This window comes from Quyinboa ferrireducens (genome assembly GCF_042436675.1).
Taxonomy (GTDB): Bacteria; Bacteroidota; Bacteroidia; order Bacteroidales; family UBA5342; genus JBHJHP01.
In genome coordinates, this window is the sequence record NZ_JBHMVA010000009.1 from 55119 (window position 1) to 70445 (window position 15327).

At 39.0% G+C, this 15327-nt stretch carries 12 protein-coding genes; 7 read left to right on the forward strand and 5 right to left on the reverse strand.

Annotation, left to right across the window (positions count from 1 at the left end; translation table 11 throughout):
* The first annotated feature begins 68 nt into the window (after nt 1-68).
* A complete protein-coding gene (locus ACE01N_RS13130; protein ID WP_375727284.1) occupies nt 69-782 on the forward strand; it encodes a phosphatase PAP2 family protein in 714 nt (237 codons plus the stop codon).
* 172 nt (nt 783-954) lie between these two features.
* Nucleotides 955-1218 carry a DNA-binding protein gene (locus ACE01N_RS13135; RefSeq protein WP_375727285.1) on the forward strand — a complete coding sequence of 88 codons (264 nt, stop codon included), beginning with the start codon at nt 955-957 and terminating at the stop codon, nt 1216-1218.
* 53 nt (nt 1219-1271) lie between these two features.
* On the opposite strand, the gene ACE01N_RS13140 is transcribed toward ACE01N_RS13135, so the two are convergent.
* Nucleotides 1272-2567 carry an MFS transporter gene (locus ACE01N_RS13140; protein WP_380589668.1) on the reverse strand — a complete coding sequence of 432 codons (1296 nt, stop codon included), beginning with the start codon at nt 2565-2567 and terminating at the stop codon, nt 1272-1274.
* A 160-nt stretch (nt 2568-2727) separates the two neighbouring features.
* Here ACE01N_RS13140 and ACE01N_RS13145 point away from each other — a divergent pair, with 160 nt between their 5' ends.
* Nucleotides 2728-4041 (forward strand): aspartate kinase, encoded by a 1314-nt coding sequence (locus ACE01N_RS13145; RefSeq protein ID WP_380589672.1) that lies wholly within the window; start codon nt 2728-2730, stop codon nt 4039-4041.
* Nucleotides 4042-4113: 72 nt separating this feature from the next.
* On the opposite strand, the gene ACE01N_RS13150 is transcribed toward ACE01N_RS13145, so the two are convergent.
* Genes ACE01N_RS13150 through ACE01N_RS13165 form a run of 4 tightly spaced genes read right to left on the reverse strand, consistent with a single transcriptional unit; the run spans nt 4114 to nt 8131 of the window.
* The gene (locus ACE01N_RS13150) at nt 4114-5313 is read right to left on the reverse strand and encodes a YeeE/YedE thiosulfate transporter family protein (protein WP_380589674.1); all 1200 of its coding nucleotides are present in this window, start codon (nt 5311-5313) and stop codon (nt 4114-4116) included.
* A gap of 6 nt (nt 5314-5319) precedes the next feature.
* Nucleotides 5320-5838 carry a YeeE/YedE thiosulfate transporter family protein gene (locus ACE01N_RS13155; protein WP_380589677.1) on the reverse strand — a complete coding sequence of 173 codons (519 nt, stop codon included), beginning with the start codon at nt 5836-5838 and terminating at the stop codon, nt 5320-5322.
* On the reverse strand, nt 5835-6515 hold the full coding sequence (locus ACE01N_RS13160; protein WP_380589680.1) for a cytochrome b/b6 domain-containing protein: 681 nt from the start codon (nt 6513-6515) through the stop codon (nt 5835-5837). Before ACE01N_RS13160 ends, ACE01N_RS13155 begins: the two co-directional genes overlap by 4 nt.
* Before the next feature lie 11 nt (nt 6516-6526).
* Nucleotides 6527-8131, reverse strand: a complete 1605-nt coding sequence (locus tag ACE01N_RS13165) for a tetrathionate reductase family octaheme c-type cytochrome (protein ID WP_375727291.1) — start codon at nt 8129-8131, stop codon at nt 6527-6529.
* Between the two features lie 339 nt (nt 8132-8470).
* Here ACE01N_RS13165 and ACE01N_RS13170 point away from each other — a divergent pair, with 339 nt between their 5' ends.
* From ACE01N_RS13170 to ACE01N_RS13185, 4 genes are read left to right on the forward strand one after another with little or no spacing between them, the layout of a single operon-like run.
* Nucleotides 8471-9382, forward strand: coding sequence for an ABC transporter ATP-binding protein (locus ACE01N_RS13170; RefSeq protein WP_375727292.1), 912 nt, complete (start codon nt 8471-8473; stop codon nt 9380-9382).
* The gene (locus ACE01N_RS13175; protein ID WP_380589685.1) at nt 9379-12768 is read left to right on the forward strand and encodes a hypothetical protein; all 3390 of its coding nucleotides are present in this window, start codon (nt 9379-9381) and stop codon (nt 12766-12768) included. The genes ACE01N_RS13170 and ACE01N_RS13175 overlap by 4 nt, the downstream gene beginning before the upstream one ends.
* A 3-nt stretch (nt 12769-12771) precedes the next feature.
* Nucleotides 12772-14256, forward strand: coding sequence for a TolC family protein (locus ACE01N_RS13180; protein WP_375727294.1), 1485 nt, complete (start codon nt 12772-12774; stop codon nt 14254-14256).
* 4 nt (nt 14257-14260) lie between these two features.
* Nucleotides 14261-15322: an efflux RND transporter periplasmic adaptor subunit gene (locus ACE01N_RS13185; RefSeq protein ID WP_380589689.1), complete on the forward strand. Its 1062-nt coding sequence runs from the start codon at nt 14261-14263 to the stop codon at nt 15320-15322.
* The last annotated feature ends 5 nt before the right edge of the window (nt 15323-15327 follow it).

The following is a 15327-nucleotide window of genomic DNA, read 5'->3' on the forward strand; positions in this document are numbered from 1 at the left end:
AGAAAAGCAACAAAGTAATTTGTCATTGCGTTAAAACATAGTATATTAGAGCTCCTAAAACAATTGATATGGCCTTTTTTGATTGGGTGAATAATCTTGACATCCGGTTTTTTAATGTATTAAACGGAACACATTCTGCTATGGCAGACGGGTTTTGGTGGGCAGTTACGGATACGATGTCGTGGTTGCCATTTTTTCTGATCCTTATTTACGTGATCATTGCCAATAAAGGCAGAGAAAGTATTCTTATCATAGTTTCCATTGCTATAACCGTACTTTTGGCTGATCAGCTTTCCGGTCTGATAAAAGATCTTGTGGGACGGTTACGGCCATCGCATAATCCATTGCTGATGTATGATATTCATATTGTGAACGGATACAGGGGCGGTTTGTATAGCTTTGTGTCTTCGCATGCAGCCAATACCTTTGGTGTAGCCATGCTGTTATCACTAATTGTAAAAAACGGTTGGTTCTCGCTTACCATGTTTGCCTGGGCTTTTCTGAACGGTTTTTCAAGAATTTATCTGGGGGTGCATTTCCCGTTTGATATTATCGCTGGTGGATTGCTGGGAATCCTTATCGGCTGGGCCACATATAAGGGACTGGATTTTCTGCGGATGAAACTTCCGGCTTTTTCTTCCATAACCACAGAGCGTATCATTGGCAGTCATACCAGAACAGGATTTAAAAAAGCACAACTTTTAAGTGTGGTGCTTGTGTTTCTGCTAAGTATATTCTTTTTCATTCTGCTGTCAGGTTTTGTGAAAGATTTTATGCCGTAAAACACCTTTCTTTTTTATACTGTTATCAACAAAGGTTTTAAGTCTGTTAAAGTACATTAAACATCACAGGCTTAACATTTTTTAGACATGTAAAAATTTTGATAAAGAGCAAATTTCTTTATCTTTAATGCATGCAATTAATCAGAGTAAATAATTTATAATTTCCTGGGCTATGACGAAAACACTCACATTTAATGAACTTCGCAAGATAAAAGATAGTCTGCCTCACGGCAGTATGCATCGCATTGCGGATGAACTCGATTTAAAGGTAGAAACTGTACGTAATTATTTCGGTGGTTACAACTTTAAGGAAGGGAGAAGCGCCGGGGTACATTATGAACCGGGACCAGATGGAGGTATTGTTGTGCTTGACGATACAACGATTCTCGAAATGGCACAGCACATTTTGGCCGAACAACAGGAGAAATTAGTGTAAACACTACCGTAAAAAATTAAAGAAGCAGCCTTAAAATTAAAAGTGCTGCTTTTTTATTGTGGGTTCTTAGCTTTTAAGGAAGTCCCGGCAAGGATAATAACCATGGCAATGCCAATGATTCCGGTCAATTGATATCCTTTGGTAAGCGTCAGAATCTTACTGAAAAAGAACGGACCTGTCGCACTGGAGAATACGAGTATGGAACCGCTGAATCCCGATATCGCTCCCAGATGTTTTCGTCCGTAAAACCGTGGCCATGTAACCGAAACAAGTACAACGAACATGCCGCCCATTATTCCGAAGCCGGCAACGGTAAGGAAATATCCCAGTGAACTTCCAAGAAGCACAATCCCGATAGTTGACAGTAACTGCCCGAATATTAATACAAACAGCAGGTATTGCAACCTGACAAAATCACTTATGAAGTTGCCGATTAATGATACGGCAATTGAAACAACGGATATGGGGATCAGTATTTTAATTCCTGCGGTTTTATCGTATCCGAAGGTCTCAAATATAGACTCGATGTTAAAAGTGAAGCCTGTGCCGAAAAAACTATAAAATGCCAGGGCAAATGTGAATACCCAGAATGGCCAGGTTTTTTGAGCCTCTTTTAATGTAAACTGTCTGCGTTGAACCACGGTTTCCTTCTTAACTTTCATAGTTTTACCATCCGGTTTCATTCCGCTTTCTTCCGGATTATCGCGATAAGAAATAAATGCAAAAACAGCAAAAGCCATTAATGCTACTGCTATGATTCTCCATGCAACAGGCCAGCTGTTGTTTTGAATCAGAATACTGAATATCAACGGTGAGATCGCAAATCCGAACGATACAAAAGCACTGCTGATGGCGTTGGCGCGACCGCGAAGCTTGTCAAACCATTTCATGATCATGTTGCGTGAAACCATGGTCAGCACACCTTGTCCGCTTATCCGGATCAGAAAGAAAATGATGCTGATCACTGTGAACGATACAATAGAGAACCGGATGTTAAGAAATGACGATACTGCGTTACTGATGGCAGGGCTGTAGGATGCAAAAATTAATGAAATGCCCAGGAATGCTGCAGCACCGATCGCTACATATCTGGCACCGAACCTGTCGTATAAAACGCCTGCATACGTCAATAAAAATGAGCTCGCTATGGTTCCCAGCATATAGGCGATGCTTAATGTATCCCGGTCCAGTTTAAGTGCTTCAATTAAATGGTCTGTAAAAACACTTACGCCCATAGTCTGGCCCGGTATACTGAATATTACACCTACGGTTCCGGCAAAAACAATGATCCAGCCATAAAAGAATTTAAATTTTGAGGGATTAAAGGGTATATCAGATATGTTTCTCATTCAAATTTTCTGTCTGCTTATATAATCACAATAATAAAGTATAATAAACAGATGTATCATTTTATTGTTGAAATATTAAATAAATTGATAAAATATTATATTTGCAGCCAAATTAAAAAGCAGATTATTAATAGAATTATAACGTATAAATACCTCTAAAATGAAAGTTCTAAAGTTTGGCGGAACATCAGTAGGATCCGCAGAAAGAATTAAACACGTTGCTGATTTAATTGATACAGGAGATCAGAAAATCGTTGTTCTTTCTGCCATGTCCGGAACCACAAATACACTCGTTGAAATTTGTAAACACTATTTTAAAAAGGATATTCAGGGTGCTAAAGATGTTATTGACGCGCTTGAAAATAAGTATAAAGACGTTGTGAATGAGCTTTTAAGTTCCAGCGAATACAATGAAAAGGGACATGCTTTGATTAAAGATAAATTTGATTTTCTGCGTTCTTTTGCCCAAACTGATTTTTCTGAAAAGGAAGAAAAAATTATTCATGCTCAGGGGGAACTGATCTCAACGGAACTGATGCATTACTATTTGTTGGAATCAGGACGTAGCTCAGCATTATTGCCGGCGCTGGAATATATGAGAATCGATGCTGATAAGGAGCCTGATGCCGCATATATAGAAGAAAAAATTGCCATACAGCTTGATAAATACAAGGATGAGAAACTGCTGATCACTCAGGGGTATATTTGTCTGAATATTGAAGGTGAAATTGATAACCTGCAACGTGGTGGCAGTGACTATTCAGCTTCGTTGGTAGGAGCAGCCATAAAAGCTGATGAAATAGAAATATGGACGGATATAGATGGGATGCATAACAACGATCCACGAATCGTTGAAAATACCAAACCGATTAAGAATCTGTCGTTTGAGGAAGCAGCTGAGCTCGCTTATTTTGGAGCTAAGATTTTACATCCTACCAGTGTGGTTCCGGCACGTAAAGCCAATATTCCGGTTCGCTTGTTGAATACGATGAATCCTGAAGCTTACGGAACGTTGATAAGTGCTTACAGTGAGCCGAATAAAATTAAAGCTGTGGCAGCCAAAGACGGCATTACCGTTATAAAAATAAAAAGTGGCAGGATGTTACTGGCCTACGGTTTTCTGAGAAAGGTTTTCGAGATATTTGAGAAATACAGAACACCTATTGATATGATTACCACATCGGAGGTTGGTGTCTCAATAACTATCGATCAGGATAAGAATCTGGCTAAAATAGTGGAAGAGCTGCAGGAATTTGGTTCTGTGTTCGTTAATACCGATCAGGTGATTATTTGTGTGGCAGGAGACCTGTCAGCTGAACAGAGCGGCTATGCGGCTAAAATTACAAGTGCCCTAAAGGATGTTCCGATGAGAATGATATCGTACGGAGGAAGCAGTTACAACATGTCCTTACTGGTTGATGCCAAATACAAAAAACAAGCACTTCAGGCATTGAGTAAAGAACTTTTCGACTAAAAGAATAAAAAATAAGCGCAATAAAAAAGGTGGATTTCTCCACCTTTTTTATTTTATATAAGTTGATGTTGTTTAAGAACAACCACCCGATACGGCTTTAACTTCGCGTTTAACGGGCTTTCCGATATTCTGGAGTGCCTCTACCAGGTTATTCATCTTTTTGGCAGTCTGCGACCTGTAAACGTATGTTTGCTGTTCCTCCTTGGTTGCATTGTCCGGTGGAGGTGCAATTTCAAAGAACATATTCCGGAAGTGCTGTGAACTTACATTCAGGATCATGTTGGTTGAACTGCCAATGTATTTGGCTTTCAGACACGACATTTTAACCAGAGTGTCGTTATCGGCATAGAATACGTTCTTTTTCAGTTTTTGTTTGAATATCTGCTCCCATTCACGGTTCTGAATATTTTCAAATGGAATATTGATTGCCAGGGGAAGATGATATGCTTCAAATTCTTCAGGAGAGCGGACATCGATAATATTGTACTCGTAATAGTGGTTGGCAATTTCGTCGGCCAGTTTGTCCGGGGCTATTTCATGAAACACACATTTCTTTTGTTCCTTGGCTTTGGCAATGCGATTCTGAATAATATCGTATTTCCCTGGTAGGAATGCAATAATGGCAACGAATAAAAACGGTACCACCATACTTATCTGGTAGCGCAGCTTTGTTTTCGGATCAATGTAATTGCTTCTGTGATTTACCTTATTTTCAATTTTCCAGGTAAAGTAAAATGCTGCAATCGCAATAAAGGTCAGTACAAAGGCAAACAAAGAATCTGACATTCCGAAGAAGTCACTTATCTTCAGTGGTCCCATTTTATCGGCCATGTAAAAATCCTTAATCATAGGATATGCTTCTCCGAACGCATAAATACCCAGTATGGATCCGAGTATAAAGGCCATGGCATCCAGTTTGCCAATAGAAGCTGCACACACACTTGTTCCAGGGCAAAATCCTCCCAGAACAAATCCGATACCCATTATTAAACCACCTACAATGGCAGAACGCAGGAAGGTTGGATTAATATAGATTACGTCTGTGTTTAAAAGGCCATAATGCCCTAAAAGCAAAACACCTATCATTGCTGTTACACCTGCGGTAAAAAACACTCTGAGAACGGTAAAGTCATAACCGTAAAACAATCCTACCAGTTTTTTTGTAGAAGAAAAACCGGCTTGTTCAAGAACAAATCCAAATCCGATACCGATAAAAACGGCCAGCAATAATCCAAATTCCGGACTAAATACAAAAGGTACTAAAGGTCCCATAATATCTTATTTTAACCACAGTTTTCTAAAAAAATACGCTACACCATACGCCATTCCAAAAATAGCCATCATGGTTACTATACCTCCAAACGATAGTACCGCCATTCCACTCAGGGCGGAACCACTGGTACAACCTCTTCCCAGCTGTGAACCAAAACCAAATAATGCGCCGCCAACTATCGCACCAACAATACGCATTGTTTTAGTTGCTTTAGGGCCTTTTTCAAGTTTTAAACCAACCCGGTTGGACATGACACCTGAAAAGAATGCTCCGATTACCACACCGACCATTTCAAATACCAGCCAGTTGTGCATCGGTGATCCGCTATGCGCTGCGTTGTACTCCTTAAAAAATAATGCTTTTTCTGCATGAGCCGGAGCAACATTATTTACGGCTTCCACAACCACGCTCTTTAATGCGCCACTTGCTCCTAAGCCACGGCCTGAAATATATATTGTGGCCAGTAAAACTAATCCGAGAAGGAATCCGGCTAAATACGGATTCATATATGGTCTCTCTTTCATGAGTTTGTTTCTTTTACGGGTTTAACTTTTTTGTCCTTATTCTCAGCTTTAACTTCTGTTGTTTCGTCTTCTTCATCTTCTAAATCCTCATAGCCTGTAATCATAGCCTGAATATTTGAAGTCGGCGTATGACCTGTAGTGGTCATATAAACATGAATAATAAGGAAGACAATTAACAGGAAGGCACCTAGCGTGTGCCAGAATGCTATTGAATCCAGCGAAAAATCCTTAATCACCACGATATTGTTTTTATCGAGTGTTTTCTGGGTCATATAAATAATACCCGAAATTACGGTTACTGGAATCAAAACAAGTTTGAATCCAAGGTATGTGAGTCTTTGCAAAGGATTCATTTTGCTTAATTCAGTCTTTTTGGTTGGATGCTTTTCGCCTTTAAACATACCGAAGCTGTAATACATAATCTGAGCTTTCAGCTTTTTGGTCGTTGGAATGTACTGTTTCCATTCTCCGGTTACTATGTGCCAGAATATTGCAAATACGATCAGAACGATTAACATGTAAGATGCCACGCGATGAAACATGGCAGCATGTTCAAATCCAAATACGGTGAAAGATCCGTGTACTTCAAAGCCTGTAACAGCAAGGAAAATAATTAATGAAGCCTGTGTCCAGTGCCAGAAGCGTTCAAAACCTTTATAAATATATACGCGTTTCAATGTCTTAAATTTTATTGGTTATCTTCTTCTTCGTAGTCTATGATCTCAGTTTTATATCTATTCTTGCGAATGACAATAATAATACGGATGAGCGCATGAATTAAAACGCCTAACAATGCCGCAGCTATAAGAAAATGTGCACCTGTTTCAAGAGGTTTGTTATAATCTCTTCCCGGCAGATAAAAATCGTTAAGTTTTGCCAGACGTCCGTTGCTGCTGCGTGTGTGACATTCCGAACATTTCAGTGCCTGTTCTTTTGGCGAAACCATATGGTTGATAGGCCAGTACATTTCTGTTTTAACAAAACCGTAATCGCCGCTGTATGGCAATCCAACGCCTTCCATACCAGCTTTAGCCGCTTCATTCCAGTCAAAATCATTCCAGAATGCACTGTCTCCTTTTTCAGGTCCGTAAAGTTTTGGCTGGATCAGCATATTGTATTTCTTGTCGTAGATCTGATCCCCACGGTGAATTTTTACCGGTACAATTTTTGAGTCAGGATCATCGTGTGATCCAAACAGTGTATTCATCTGAACCGGAACAGATTTAATGGTATCGCCCAGTACATAGTGGTCAGCTGTTCCGTTGAACCACATATAATCCGGTTTTACATTACGTTCCCATTTAAAATCACCTTTAATTGACAGGTAAGTGTGGTTGCCCAGAGAATCTTCCTCAAAATAAGGCTGACCATCTTTTAACTTACCGGCAGAAGACCAGTGCCATTCCATTTTTGTAGCATTAACTTTTGCATATTCCGGGATATGGCATGTCTGACAGGCAACTTTTGCATTATGCCGGTTTAAAAGTTCATTAAAGTGGGGCGTTGACGTATGACACTGTTCACACGTTGCCCTCTGAGTATTTGTAGATGATACCGAATATAATCTTCCAAGTATTTTGTGATTCTTTGCAGTATGACATGATACACAGTTCATATCCATTCCATTGGCAGCCATATGAACATCCACATCGCGTGTACAGGCCAGAAGAGACTCTTCCAGATCACCATGTTTAACGTTGTTGCCACCACCACTATAAAAGTGACAGCTTCCGCAGTTCATTTTCTTGGGATTGCCAACACTCTGTGCCACTTCCTTCAGGTTAACACTTCTGTCGGGATATCCTGCCAGAGAAGCACCCTTGTGGTAATCTTCACTGTTGTCATGACAAACCATACAATCCACGTTACGTGCATTTTTAAAATCAAAATGGTCATCAGACATACCAAAACCAATGTGACATTTGGCACACGCCTGCTGGTTGGTGTTCGATCCGATACAAAAGTTGTTCAATACATCTTTTTTACCGGTTGCCGTAATACCTCTTCCCTCTACGTAAGAAATTCGTTCCCAGTTCCAGTGAGAAGAATTCATTACTTCTTTGTAACTTTCAGTGTGACAGCCGTTACATGCTTCCGTCACTTCCTGAGGCGTTTTAAATTCCTTGTTGAGCTCAGGTAATTTACTGTGATCAATGGAAGGAACCGGTTTGATGGCATATTCCTGTTTAAGCTTCTCCAGCTTCAGGTTGTAGTATTCGTTGCTTTGTGTTACATTAAGTAAAACCAAAAGCGCAACTACTGTTAATATGACTGTTATTACAGGTTTAAACATATGTTGTAATACTTGTTAAATAGTTTTAAAATATATTGGCTGTTATTTAAAATGAATTCAAATAAATTCTCAATTAAGGCACTAAGGTAGTGCAATTTTAATTAACTAAAAAAATCATTAATATAAATAATTAGATATATAAAAATATGTATTTAAACTGATTAAAAATTAGTTACGAAGTCCTTTGGCTAAGAGGCTTGTCGTAAACAGAAAAAATACTAATAGTGTATAAGTGTGTTTGTTGTTTACATACCTGAATAATGCCTTTTTAAGATATATATGTTAAATTTTAATTTTTTTTTGTGATGCTGGAATAAACATTCTTTGGTCTGTGTCTAAATGAAAATTGAAAAAGCTCTTGTGGAAATCAAAATAAATAATCTCAAAAAAATATACCCGGGCGGATTTGAAGCCCTGAAAGGTGTTAACCTTACCATTAAAGAAGGTATGTTTGGGCTATTAGGGCCAAACGGTGCCGGAAAATCAACACTCATGCGAATTCTGGTCACGCTTATGAATCCTTCTGAAGGTGAAGTGCTTCTGAATGGGAAGGATCTGGTAAAGCAACGCAAGGAAGTTCGGGAGATGTTAGGGTATTTGCCACAGGATTTCCGGTTCTTTGCTAAAATGAAAACATGGGAATTTCTTGATTATTCTGCGCGTCTTGCCGGAATGCGAAACAGAAAGGAGCGGATGGCAAAGGTAGATGAAATGTTAGGGAATGTTGGATTATATGAGTTCAGAAACCGGATGGCGAATAAACTTTCCGGTGGAATGAAGCGCAGGCTGGGTATTGCACAGGCCCTGATTGGCGAACCAAGAATAATTATAGTCGATGAGCCTACCACGGGACTTGATCCGGAAGAACGTATAAGATTCAGAAATTTGTTGTCGAATATAGGGCAGGGTGATACCATAATTATATTATCGACACATATCGTAGGGGATATTTCCAGTACGTGTAATCAAATGGCGCTTTTAAATAAAGGTGAACTGGCCTTTAATGGTGCGCCGGAGGATCTGATCGAAATGACCAAGGGGCATGTCTGGCAGATTGAGGCTACGCAGGAGGAATATGACGAATTAAAAGTTAAGTATCCTGTTATATCTACTATACCGGCAGGATCGGGATGGGAACTGCAGCTGGTAGGAGATGATGTGGAAGCATATAATCCAAAGCCGGTTTATCCGAACCTTGAACATGCTTACGTTTATTTTATGGAATACAAATTAAATAACTGGTCGCTGTGATATCTATACCCAATATATTAAATGTTGCACATTACGAAAGAAAGACTCTGCTTCGCAGCTGGTTTTTCAGGATATTCTTTATCATAGCCTTATTAATAATTGTATTTGTCGATCTGGCATTTTTTATCATTCCGGCTGCAGCTCAGTGGGATTACAGGGCTGTTCCTGCCAATCTGCCACTTATTAATATTTTACTGCTTAATGTTGCACAGGCCGTTATTGCAATCTTTCTGGCTTCAGATTTTTTAAAGCGGGATAAAAAAATGGATACCGCCGAGGTTATTTATACCCGGTCTATTTCGAACAATGAGTATGTTATTGGCAAAACATGGGGAACCCTGTCCGTATTTTTCGGAATGACCCTGTTTTTTCTGGTGGTCACACTCGTATTTAATCTGATTGTACCTGATACAAAGGTGGATTGGATAGCATACCTGTATTATCCACTGCTTATTACCTTGCCGACTCTCGTATTTATTTTAGGATTTGCATATGTTCTTATGATTCTCATCAAGAATCAGTCTGTTACTTTTTTAATTCTGATCGGTTATGTGGCACTGACACTGTTTTATTTCCAGAACAAGTATTTTAGTATTTTTGACTATATGGCGTTTTATACGCCTATGGCATATTCCGGAATTACGGGATTTGCCGATGTGCCCATGCTGCTTGCTCACCGGATGTTTTATTTTTTCCTGGGCATGGCCTTTATCGCAGCTACAATTACCAGTTTTAACAGGTTGCCTAACAGGGTGTATGGGAAAGTATTCTATTTTTTCCTGTTTCTGATTTTACTGGGAATAGGAGGGACAGCAGGTGGATGGTATCTTTTGAACTCAAATGCTGTATTTAAAAACAGACACGCGTATCTGACCCTTAATAATAAATATGCAGAAAGCAAGTATCTCGATGTTACGGACAATGCCATTAATGTGACGCATAAAGGCGATGGTATTACAGTAAGCGCTAAAATCGAAGGATCTGTTAATGCGCTTAAAGCAAATGATACGCTAACGTTTTCGCTGAATCCGGGTTTTAAAATTAAGGGTGTTACGGATAAAACAGGATCGCCTGTTTCGTTTACCAGAGAGAAGCAGATTATCAGGATTCCTGTACTTAAAATCCCTGATAACGATACCTTAATATATAACTTCAGTTATTCCGGTTCGGTTGACGATGCCTTTTGTTACCTTGATATTTCGGATGAAGAATATAAACAGAACCGTAATGTGGGACCCGTCAAACTGGATAATAAATTCTCGTATATCGGTAGCGATTTTGTTCTGCTAACTCCTGAAACATTCTGGTATCCTGTTCCGGGTGTAAGTTTTAATACAAAGACATTAAGAACCAGAACAGGTTACTTTTCGGATTACAATTTAACCGTTAAGACATCAAAACGATTAAGGCCTTTATCCCAGGGAGAAATGAATATGAACGGAGATGAATACAGTTTTGAAACATCATATCCGGCAAAAGGTTTGACCCTGGTTATAGGTAAATTTGACAGCGTTGGTGTGAGTGTGGATTCTGTGGAATATAATCTCTTTTATAAGCCCGGCGATGACTTTTTCTCGTATCACCTGTCCAATTTAAAAGATACGGTTGGTTATATAATACAGAATGAAAAATCGAGATACGATAACAACAGTTTCATAAATACGTTTCCGTATCATAAGGTTAATTTTGTAGAGGTTCCTGCACATTTTATGTTTTTTCAACGGTTGCTGGATAATTCCTTTGAGACGACTCAGCCTGATATTTTTCTTTATCCTGAACGTGGTATAGGGATGCAACTGGCTGATTTCAGAAGATTTAAAAAATATGAAAGTTTTAGAAACCGTGGACAAGCGGTAAGACCTATTGACGCTGAAGTAAATGTATTCCGACGATTTATTGGTAGTACGTTCTTCTCTAACTCTGGAATTCAGCTAAGCTCGGATAACAGACGGTTTAATAACGGTCCTGTTTCCTATTCAGGAATTCAGTATACGTTAAATCCGTTTTCCTTTTTCCCATACTATTTCAGCCTGGTTGAAGGGGTAGATTCAAAAGATTATCCTTTAATGGGAACTATTCTGGAAAGTTATTTGCGGGAATCCGACAACTTCGATTTTCGTGGCGCCATGAGAGGAGGAATAGGAGAAGAAGAAGAGGCCAATCTTTTACTGCAGAATAATTCTGTTTCGGACATTATTTCTGATCCGGACAAGAAAAGCATTATCCCGGTCGTCATTCGCCAAAAAGGGGCGTTCCTGCTTGACGGGCTCAAGTATAGTGCAGGGATAACAGGTTTTGATAATTTCCTTTATGATTTCCTTATGGATAACCGGTTTCATATTATTGAAACGGATTCGCTAAAATCGGCATTTCAGAAAGAATTTAATGTGGATATTTCACCCTTCCTTGCTCAGTTGGGCGACAGGGGAGACATTCCTGCTTTTGAGTTTGGTAAAACATTTTATATAGAAACCAGAGATGATATAGGACCTGTTTACCTGGTAAAATTTAAAGTAACTAATATTTCGGATGTGGATGGCATACTGGATGTCGACTTCCGAATGGGAGGAGGCGGTTTTGGTGGTGGAAGCAATCAGAGTGAAGAACGGATCTATTTGTTTAAACCTGATGAAACAAAAGAAATACAGATAATGCTGTTTGATATGCCAAGAATGATGATGGTCAATACAGTGTTGTCACAAAATATTCCTGCATCGTATAATGAATTTATGAGATCGCCGGAGACGAATTACAGGATTATTCCTGAAGAATATGCAAAAACGGTATCCGATCCGGTCACCTTATACAATGATAATGAATATGTAGTTGATAATGAGGATCCTGGATTCTCAATGGAACAGGAAAATACCGACACCAGGATCAAACAGTATTTTGATAAACTGAAAAATGAAGAAGAACCTAAATACGGTTCTATAGAACCCTGGCGCATACCGCATGTGTGGCGAAGTGTTGCGCATACAGCCTTTAACGGAGCCATCATAAAATCGGCCTATTATACGCATGAGGGAAATGGTGAGCGCACCGTAACATGGCAAAAGGATCTGCCTGCAGAAGGGGTATATGATGTGTACGTATACATTCCGCGCGATGCCATGCTTGGTCGTGGCAGGGGAAGAAGAGGTGGAGGCCCCGGTGGTGGCGGAGGTCCCCAGTTTGAAGAAGCAGGAAAAGAGTACCAGTATTTTGTGTATAACGGTCAGGACAAGGAAGAAGTGGAATTTCAGATGAATAACAGTACTGAAAATGGCTGGAATAAACTGGGGTCATTCTTTTTTCAGAAAGGAACAGCAAAAATTGTACTTACAAATAAAACAGATGCCCGCAGAGTATTTGCAGATGCAGTTAAATGGGTAAAACGAAATTAAAATATGAAACGCTTAACACTATTCACAATCACATTATTAATGGCATCTTTCCTGAGTGCACAGGAAATGTTAACCATTGATCAGACATTGGATATCGCCATGAAGAACAGTCCTGATATCAGACAGGCTGAGAATTCAATGAACCGGAGTCTTCAGAATCTGAATGCACAAAAAGCAAGACAGAAATCACAATTCTCACTAAGGACATCGCCTCTCACTATGTCTTATGAAAATAAGTATGACACGAGAGGAGATAATTATTATGACGATCAGAATTTTGGGAGTAATGCCGATTTTAGAGTTTTGCAACCTTTAGTTGCAACCGGCGGTGAACTTTTATTATCCAATAACTTTGGATATGGTTATAATAAAAATAATAACTCAGTCGACGGAAGTTGGAATGAAACAAATAATTTTTCAAATAATTTGAGTTTGTCATTCAATCAACCTCTATTTACATATAATAATCTCAAAGTACAATATGAAGAACTTAAGCTTGATTATGAAAATTCTGCAATTCAATTTGCGTTGACAAAAATGAATTTAGAACGTCAGGTACGACAATTGTTTTATAATGTATATCAGCAACAGCAAAGTTTACTGATTGCACAGGAGGATCTGAAGAATAATGAAGAAAGTTATGATATTATTAAAAATAAGGTTGATGGTGGACTTTCGGCACTGGAAGAACTTTATCAGGCCGAACTAAATGTAGCCACATCAAAATCTGATTTGTACAATCAACAGGTTCAGTTGCAAAATGCCAAGGATAATTTCCTGTATCAGATCGGAGATGATATTGATAAAGACATTATGGTAATAACCGATATTACGGTAAATAAGGTAGATGTTGATCCGAAGATAGCAGTGGAAATGGGATTGAAGAACAGACTGGAATTAAGGCAACGCGAAATTGATATTCAAAATTCGACATTTTCTCTCATCCGGGCTAAAACAACGAATGAATTTTCAGGAAGTGTTGCAGCAACGGTTGGAGTATACAGCAATTCTGGAGATATTAATACTATGTTTAATGATCAGAATACAAGGGTTCAGCCTAACTTAAGTTTCTCTTTCGATATTCCTTTGTTTGACTGGGGAGAACGTAAAGCAACCATAAAATCGGCGGAACTGGCATTGGATAACAGTAAAATGAGCATGGAATTTCAACAATCTGAGATTGTGTTGGGAATTCGGGAGATTATCCGCAATCTGACCAACCTGTACAACCAGGTGGAAATTGCCAGAAAGAGTGTGGAGAATGCTCAGCTAACCTATGATATTAATCTGGAACGCTATAAAAACGGGGACCTGACAAGTATGGATCTTCGTTTATTTCAGAACCAGTTAACCAGTCAGAAAAACTCTTTGACCAATACCATCATCAACTATAATCTGGAACTGCTGAATCTGAAAATTCAGACTTTATATGATTTTGTAAATAACAAACCTGTTATACCTGAAGTAATAAATAACGATAAAAAATAACACCATGAAATCAGCACTTTTAAAATTCACACTATTTGCTTTTGCTCTTCTTTTGCTGACCAACTGTAAGAGATCTGTTCAGAGTTATTCAGCTGAACTGGAAGTTCCTGTGTCAGTAAAGGAAATTGTGCCATCTACAATAGAGTCATTCATTAACACAACCGGTTCGGTTTATGCTTTAATGGATGCAACCCTTTCTACCGAACTTGCAGGGAAATACCGGTTGCAGACCAATCCGTCAACGGGAAAACCCTACGCCCTGGGAGATAAAGTAAAAGAAGGCGATATTATTATCCGGATCGAGGATAAAGAGTACGAAAACAATATTCATATTGAATCTACAAAACTTGATCTTGAAATTTCAAAACAGGAGCTGGAAAAGCAAAAGAGTTTGTATGAAAAAGGTGGTGTGACCTTACGTGAATTAAAGGATGCTGAGATTGCTGAGATGAATTCAGAATATAATATGGAAAGTGCAGTGTTAAACCTTGCCAAAATGAAGGTTACTGCTCCTTTTAGTGGTACAATTGTGGATTTACCTTATTTTACTCCCGGAACAAAAGTTGCAAGTGGAACAGAGGTACTCAGGATTACCAACAACAAGGAACTATATCTTGATGCCAATCTTCCCGAAAAGTATTTTTCTGAAGTAAAGACAAACATGGATGTGTATATTACAAATTACAATGTTCCGGATGATACACTTCATGGTGTAATCAACCAGATTGCTCCGGCCATTGACCCTGATGCAAGAACTTTTAAAACCTTCATTACCATTGATAACGGAAAAGGCTTGCTCCTCCCGGGAATGTTTGTTAAGGCAGATCTTGTGGCTAAGAGAAGTGAAAATGCCATTGTAATACCAAAGGATATCATCAGGGGAAGAGGTCGTGTGCAGTCTGTATTTATTGCTGAATCGGGTTATTCTCAGGAACGAAGAATTACCACCGGAATTGAAAACAACGACTATGTGGAAGTGACAGATGGATTGAGCATGGGAGATAAACTGATCACCCGTGGCTACGAAACCCTGCGTAACAGATCTAAACTGAAAATTGTAGAGTAAACATT

What these genes read in the sequence shown, in the direction of transcription:
- ACE01N_RS13180 (WP_375727294.1), top strand. Translation starts at nt 12,772, where the DNA reads ATGAAACGCTTAACACTATTCACAATCACATTATTAATGGCATCTTTC.
- ACE01N_RS13165 (WP_375727291.1), bottom strand. Translation starts at nt 8,131, where the DNA reads ATGTTTAAACCTGTAATAACAGTCATATTAACAGTAGTTGCGCTTTTG.
- ACE01N_RS13135 (WP_375727285.1), top strand. Translation starts at nt 955, where the DNA reads ATGACGAAAACACTCACATTTAATGAACTTCGCAAGATAAAAGATAGT.
- ACE01N_RS13170 (WP_375727292.1), top strand. Translation starts at nt 8,471, where the DNA reads ATGAAAATTGAAAAAGCTCTTGTGGAAATCAAAATAAATAATCTCAAA.
- ACE01N_RS13140 (WP_380589668.1), bottom strand. Translation starts at nt 2,567, where the DNA reads ATGAGAAACATATCTGATATACCCTTTAATCCCTCAAAATTTAAATTC.
- ACE01N_RS13185 (WP_380589689.1), top strand. Translation starts at nt 14,261, where the DNA reads ATGAAATCAGCACTTTTAAAATTCACACTATTTGCTTTTGCTCTTCTT.
- ACE01N_RS13150 (WP_380589674.1), bottom strand. Translation starts at nt 5,313, where the DNA reads ATGGGACCTTTAGTACCTTTTGTATTTAGTCCGGAATTTGGATTATTG.
- ACE01N_RS13130 (WP_375727284.1), top strand. Translation starts at nt 69, where the DNA reads ATGGCCTTTTTTGATTGGGTGAATAATCTTGACATCCGGTTTTTTAAT.
- ACE01N_RS13145 (WP_380589672.1), top strand. Translation starts at nt 2,728, where the DNA reads ATGAAAGTTCTAAAGTTTGGCGGAACATCAGTAGGATCCGCAGAAAGA.
- ACE01N_RS13155 (WP_380589677.1), bottom strand. Translation starts at nt 5,838, where the DNA reads ATGAAAGAGAGACCATATATGAATCCGTATTTAGCCGGATTCCTTCTC.